The organism is Acinetobacter sp. (assembly GCF_036659555.1).
Classification (GTDB): Bacteria; Pseudomonadota; Gammaproteobacteria; order Pseudomonadales; family Moraxellaceae; genus Acinetobacter.
Genome location: NZ_JAVXCI010000032.1, coordinates 22,120 through 28,392, shown reverse-complemented (window position 1 = coordinate 28,392; position 6,273 = coordinate 22,120). Strand labels below are relative to the sequence as shown.

Here is a 6,273-nt window from a genome sequence, read left to right as displayed (position 1 = left end):
AAACGGTAAGACTCCGCTGTGAATAGCCCAAAAAAGTTAAGAAGTTTACTGCGAAACTCCTTAACTGATCAGCATTAAAAGCTTAAGGGTCATGCTTTGGCCAAACAGGAACTGAAAATTGCTGATTCCTCAGCATAAAATCAGCAAAAGCAGTGAAGCCGCAATCAATCAGGCCAGCCGCCCGTCAATAATGCCCTTTTCCTTCAGCGCCATTAATTCTTCCGCTGTTTTAAACTCGGATAAAACTTGCACGGTGTGTTCGCCCAGCTGCGGCGGCGCATGCTTATATTCCACAGGCGTATCTGACAGCTTGATGGGAGACCCAATCACTTTAAAGTTTTCATTCAATCCATGCGGAATATTCACCAGCATATTGCGGTGCTGAATTTGCGGTTCAGCCAGCGCCTCTTCAACTGAATTGATGACGCCTACAGGCACTTTCACGGCATGAATCGCCTCCACCCATTCTTTGGCGGTTTTCTGCAGGAAATGTTCAGACAGCAAAGGAATCAGCTGATTGCGGTGCTTTACCCGGTCCTGATTGCGCAGATAGCTGGGATTTTCCAGCAGTTCAGGATAGCCAATGGCAATGCACAGGTCCTTAAACTGCTTATCGTTGCCGCAGGCGATGATAAATTCCTGATCTTGCGCTTTAAAAGTTTGATACGGCACAATATTCGGATGCTTATTGCCCATGCGCTGAGGCGCGGCGCCAGCCGTTAAACAGTTCATGCCCTGATTGGCCAGCGCAGCCACCTGCACATCCAGCAGCGACAGATCAATATGCTGTCCGCGGCCGGTGCGCAGGCGCGCCAGCAAAGCGGCTTGAATGGCGATGACAGCATAAAGCCCTGTTTGAATATCCGCCACGGCCACGCCAACCTTTTGCGCGCCGCCGCCTGCATCATCCGCTTCACCGGTAATGCTCATCAGGCCTGACATGCCTTGAATAATAAAGTCATAGCCTGGTTCCGCCGCGCGCGGGCCGTCTTGGCCAAAGCCGGTAATCGAGCAATACACTAAGCTGGGATTCAGCGCGCTTAGTGATGCATAGTCCAAGCCATATTTGGCCAGCGAGCCCGCCTTATAGTTTTCAATCAGTACATCGGCAGTTTTGGCAATGTCCTGCACCAAGGTTTGGCCTTCCGCGCTGGAAATATCAACCGCTACGGAATATTTGCTGCGGTTGGCGCATTGAAAATAGCCCGATTCCCGTGTGGCATTGCCCTGCCGGTCAGGCATCCAAGGCGGCCCCCACATGCGGGTATCATCGCCGAATTTTGGCCGTTCAATTTTAATCACTTCGGCGCCAAGATCGGCCAGAGTCTGGCCGCACCAAGGCCCCGCCAGAACACGGCTTAAATCCAGCACCCGAATTCCCTGCAATGCACCCATTTTTATCCTCCTGCGGCGCATAAAGATTTTCACTTTATGCGCCAGTTTGATTATTTTACCGCAGCTGTTTCATGGCTGCTGGCTGCATCTGAAGCCTGCGCATCCGGCTGGGCTGAGTTTTCCTGATCAGCGCCTCCGCCTGCAGATGCCGGAGCTGCTGCCGCCTGTTGCGGGTCATACTGGCGTTCACGGATAAAGAAGCCCGGAATCACGCCTGCGATGAAATAGGCTGCGCCCATCACAATAAAAGCTATAGTGAATGATCCGCCGGCGGCGATCATGCCGATGGTAGCCGGCGCAACCGCAGCGCCTAAACGGCCCATATTGTAAGCGCCGCCAATCGCTGTTCCGCGCACATCGGTCGAGAAGCTTTCCGCCATATAGGTGGCGTTTACGCCATACGGAATGCCGTACAGGAAGCCGAAAATCACCAGCAGGTAGGCAATATTGTCCGGCGTGTTGAAGAAAATAATCACCGGCAAAAAGGCCGCCGTGCAGACGGTGCCGAATACAAAGGTGACGCGGCGTCCGAATTTATCAGCTGCATAGCCCGACAGGATTTTGCCTAAAATCATCGCGGTATAAGCGCCCACCATATAGCCGGTCATGGCTTTAAAGTTCATGCTCAGTTCAGTTTCTAAATAAGTCGGCATCCAGTTGTTTACGCCGTAGTAGCCGAACTGCAGGAAGGCCGCCGTCGACATCCACAGCAGGAACATTCTGCGGTGATTGCTGTGCCCGAAAATCCGTCGGTAAATGCTTTCGGATGGCGCTTTAGCGGCGGCTGCAGCCTGAGGAGCTGCATCTGAATTCAGCTCACGGCGCTTGATCTGCTCAATTTTAGCCTGCTGCCAAGACGCCGGTTCCGGCACAAAGCGCATGAAAATTAAGGCGAAGGCCGCCGGCACAATGGTCACATAAAACAGCATGCGCCAGCCGTGATCTGGAATAATCGCGCCAGCCATTAGAGTTGCGGCGATATAGCCCACCGTCTGGCCCGTCTGCAATGTGCCCAAAACCGTGGTGCGGTATTTAGTCGGCACATACTCCGCCATCAGCGTGTTGCAGGCCATGTACAGTGAACCTAAGCCAAAAGCGCCAATAAATCTTAAAATCAAAAACTGCTCATAGCTTTGCGTCAAGCCTAAAATGCAGGTCATGATGGAAAAGAATACCACTGACCAGGCAATGGTTTTGACCCGACCAAAGTTATCGCAGGCCCATCCGCCAGATATGCCGCCTAAGGTCATGCCTGCAAGCGATGCGCTGCCCAGCATGCCGGCCTGAAAAGTGCTTAGTCCAAATTCCGCTTTCAGGCTGGTTAAGCTGAAAGACAGCAGCATAATATCGACGCCGTCTATCACTAAAGAAATAAAGGCAAAAATAAAGGCCAGTTTCCATGTATTGCCGTTAATGCGGTGCATCGTGCCGACATTAGAGGGAAGATTGAGCGCTCCTGCGCCGTGCTGCATCTGATTTTTCATGTTCCGTTTTCCTCATTTTCCCAAATGAGCCATCGACATTCCTATGTCTCTGCTTTTGCCTGAAACTGGGCTATTGTTTTTATTGCGCCAGACTTCAATTCAGGCCTGTAAATACGCAGATTTACAAGAGTATTTCACGATGAATCCTTTTGCTGTTGATAAAATTTCGCACACAGAAACCTGATGGCGCTCCGGCAGGAGCACCAGCTTCTTTTAAAATCAATTAATTACAGAATGCGGCGATGCCGGTTTGCGCGCGGCCTAAAATCAGCGCATGCACATCATGCGTGCCTTCATAGGTGTTGACCACTTCAAGGTTGACCAGATGGCGCGCCACGCCAAATTCATCGCTGATGCCGTTGCCGCCCAGCATGTCGCGGGCTGCCCGGGCAATGTCCAGCGCCTTGCCGCAGTTGTTGCGCTTAATCAGTGAAGTGCCTTCAACTGAAGCAATACCCTCATCTTTCATCCGGCCAAAACGCAGCGCCACCTGCAGGCCCAAAGCAATTTCGGTTTGCATATCAGCCAGCTTTTTCTGCACCAGCTGATTGGCAGCCAAAGGCCGGCCAAACTGCTTGCGGTCCATGGTGTACTGATGCGCGGTGTGCCAGCAGAATTCGGCAGCCCCCATCGCGCCCCACGCAATGCCGTAGCGCGCGCTGTTCAGGCAGGTGAATGGGCCTTTCAAGCCGCGGATTTCAGGGAATGCGTTTTCTTCCGGCACAAAAACATTGTCCATGACAATTTCACCGGTAATGGACGCGCGCAGCCCGACTTTGCCGTGAATTGCCGGCGCAGACAGCCCTTCCCAGCCTTTTTCCAGAATAAAGCCGCGGATCTCGCCGACATTGCCCTCAGCGGAAACCTCCTTGGCCCAGACCACAAAAACATCGGCTATCGGGCTGTTGGTAATCCACATTTTTGCGCCGCTTAAGCGGTAGCCGCCGGCGACTTTTTTGGCGCGGCTGATCATGCTGCCGGGGTCAGAACCGTGGTCAGGCTCTGTCAGGCCAAAACAGCCGATATATTCGCCTGTGGCCAGCTTCGGCAGGTACTTCTGCTTTTGCTGCGCTGAACCGAATTCATTAATCGGCACCATCACCAAAGAGCTTTGCACGCTGGCCATGGAGCGGTAGCCTGAATCGACATATTCAATTTCACGCGCCACCAAGCCGTAGCTGACATAGTTCAAGCCGGCGCCGCCGTACTGCTCCGGAATGGTTGGCCCCAGCAAGCCCAGCTCGCCCATTTCACGGAAAATAGAGGCATCGGTTTTTTCATGGCGGAACTGTTCCAGCACGCGCGGCTGCAGCTTTTCCTGACAGTAAGCCTGCGCCGCATCGCGGATCATGCGCTCTTCCGCAGTCAGCTGCAGCTCCAGCAGCAGCGGGTCTTTCCAGTTGAATTGCATTTTTGCTTTTTGGGTCTTGGCCATTTGATTCATTGCGTCCTCTGCTTAATCATAATTTTGCGGTTAAGGCTGATGCTATGCGCGAAAAAAGATGCAATCAAACGATAAATTTTCATGCTGATATGCGCAATACGCATAGCTCAATCAGCTCCAGTAAAGAATGAGCATTTAAGCCGCTGTTATTTCGCGCAAAATCGCTTATTTTTAGTTCAAAGCAGCGTGTGCCTGCACATTTTTCATGCCATTTTCCGGAGACCGCCGGATAAAAGGATTTTATCGATGAGGCGCAATATTCCTTCGCTGCAAAGCCTGAGCTGTTTTGAATCCGCCGCCAAGCATTGCAGCTATACCCATGCCGCGCAGGAACTGTTCATTACCCAAAGCGCCGTTTCGCGCCAGATTCAGCAGCTGGAAGAGTTTCTGGGAGTCAGCCTGTTCAGCCGCACGCGGCATGGCGTAGAGCTGACCGAAGCCGGCAGGCAGTATGCCAAAAGCGTAAAGCCTTGCCTTTTAGGGCTGGAAAAATGCACCTCAGACCTCATGACGCATAAAGGCTTAGGCGGCACGCTGAAGCTTGGCGTAGTGCCGACTTTCGCCACGCGCTGGCTGCTGCCGAAACTGCACCGCCTGAATGCGCAGTATCCTGAAATTACCGTGCATTTGGAAACCAGCACCAAGCCGTTTTTATTCCATGACACTGTTTTTGACGCGGCGATTTTTGCCGGAACGCAGCAGCAGATTGACCACTGGCCGGGCACGCAGGCGCACTATTTAATGGACGAAGAAACCGTGCCGGTCTGCTCGCCTAAACTGATTTCCAGCCGCTTTCCCAATGCGGTCATGATCAATGAATACAGCTATAATTTAAGCGATGATGAACTGCTGAGCCTGCGGCTGCTGCAGCAGACCACGCGCCCCGGCATTTGGCAGGAATGGTTTCAGGCGCATCAGATGCAGCATCCCAAGCCATTTGACGGCCAGCGCCATGAACTGTTTTCCATGCTGGCTGTGGCTGCCAGCCATGGCATGGGCATGGCGCTGATTCCGCAGATGCTGATTGGATCTGAACTGCAGAAAAAGGAACTGGTGATTGCTTCCGGCAAAAAGCTGCAAGGCAGCCGGAGATACTATCTTGTGCATTCCAGTCAGGACACCTCAGCGCTGATTCAGAAATTTGTCGGCTGGGTGCAGCACGAACTGCAGGCGCCAAAAAGCGCGGTTCAGACTGGGCAAGACACTTTAGAACAATCAAGCATAGGAATTCGCATCAGCAATGAAAAACAAGCCTAAACTTGTGGTTTTTTCAGGCGCGGGCATGAGCGCTGAAAGCGGCATCCACACCTTCCGCGGCAGCGACGGCCTCTGGGAACAGCACCGCATTGAAGATGTTGCCACGCCTGAAGCCTGGGCGCGCAATCCGGAAATGGTGCAGCGCTTTTACAATCAGCGCCGGCAAAACATTTTAAATGCCTCACCGAATTTGGCGCATCAGCTGATTGCCCAGCTGGAAAATCGGTACGATGTGCAGATCATCACGCAGAATATTGATGACCTGCATGAGCGCGCCGGCAGCTCAAGCGTTCTGCATCTGCATGGCAATATCCGCCTAGCCAAAAGTTCCGGGCCAAATGCGCAGTACACTGCGGAATTTTATCCTATTCAAGGGGCCATGCTGGATCTGGAAAAAGATAAATGCCCTGCCGGCTATCCGCTGCGCCCGCATGTGGTCTGGTTCGGCGAAGCTGTGCCGGCCTATGCAGAAGCCCGCGCGCTGGCGCAGCAGGCGGAAATTTTCATTGTGATTGGCACCAGCTTGGCGGTTTATCCCGTTGCTGGGCAGGTGCAGGAAATACCGCCAGCCTGCCAAGCCTATTATATTGACCCCAAAGCAGACTATGCGCGCGTGCCGAAGCAGTACCGGCTGATTCAGCAAACTGCAGCGCAGGGCATGCAAATGCTTTTTGATCAGCTGATGTCCTGATG

Annotated in this window: 4 protein-coding genes and 1 pseudogene; 2 read left to right on the top strand and 3 right to left on the bottom strand. The window is 52.9% G+C overall.

Going from position 1 to position 6,273, the window contains the following annotated elements; translation table 11 throughout:
• Window positions 1-168: 168 nt before the first annotated feature.
• The 3 genes from RSA72_RS06235 to RSA72_RS06225 form a co-directional block, all read right to left on the bottom strand.
• The gene (locus RSA72_RS06235) at window positions 169-1,395 is read right to left on the bottom strand and encodes a CaiB/BaiF CoA transferase family protein (protein ID WP_332624448.1); all 1,227 of its coding nucleotides are present in this window, start codon (window positions 1,393-1,395) and stop codon (window positions 169-171) included.
• 50 nt (window positions 1,396-1,445) lie between these two features.
• The gene (locus RSA72_RS06230; RefSeq protein WP_332624450.1) at window positions 1,446-2,879 is read right to left on the bottom strand and encodes an MFS transporter; all 1,434 of its coding nucleotides are present in this window, start codon (window positions 2,877-2,879) and stop codon (window positions 1,446-1,448) included.
• 223 nt (window positions 2,880-3,102) lie between these two features.
• Complete coding sequence (locus RSA72_RS06225) at window positions 3,103-4,323, bottom strand: acyl-CoA dehydrogenase (RefSeq protein ID WP_332632885.1); 1,221 nt, start codon at window positions 4,321-4,323, stop codon at window positions 3,103-3,105.
• 246 nt (window positions 4,324-4,569) lie between these two features.
• Here RSA72_RS06225 and RSA72_RS06220 point away from each other — a divergent pair.
• Both RSA72_RS06220 and RSA72_RS06215 read left to right on the top strand, forming a co-directional pair.
• Window positions 4,570-5,505 (top strand): annotated as a pseudogene (locus tag RSA72_RS06220) (LysR substrate-binding domain-containing protein); the annotation flags it as partial.
• A 58-nt stretch (window positions 5,506-5,563) separates the two neighbouring features.
• Complete coding sequence (locus RSA72_RS06215) at window positions 5,564-6,271, top strand: SIR2 family NAD-dependent protein deacylase (RefSeq protein WP_332623716.1); 708 nt, start codon at window positions 5,564-5,566, stop codon at window positions 6,269-6,271.
• The last annotated feature ends 2 nt before the right edge of the window (window positions 6,272-6,273 follow it).

Coding starts and splice junctions, on each gene's coding strand:
- RSA72_RS06235 (WP_332624448.1), bottom strand. CDS start 1,395: ATGGGTGCATTGCAGGGAATTCGGGTGCTGGATTTAAGCCGTGTTCTG.
- RSA72_RS06215 (WP_332623716.1), top strand. CDS start 5,564: ATGAAAAACAAGCCTAAACTTGTGGTTTTTTCAGGCGCGGGCATGAGC.
- RSA72_RS06230 (WP_332624450.1), bottom strand. CDS start 2,879: ATGAAAAATCAGATGCAGCACGGCGCAGGAGCGCTCAATCTTCCCTCT.
- RSA72_RS06225 (WP_332632885.1), bottom strand. CDS start 4,323: ATGAATCAAATGGCCAAGACCCAAAAAGCAAAAATGCAATTCAACTGG.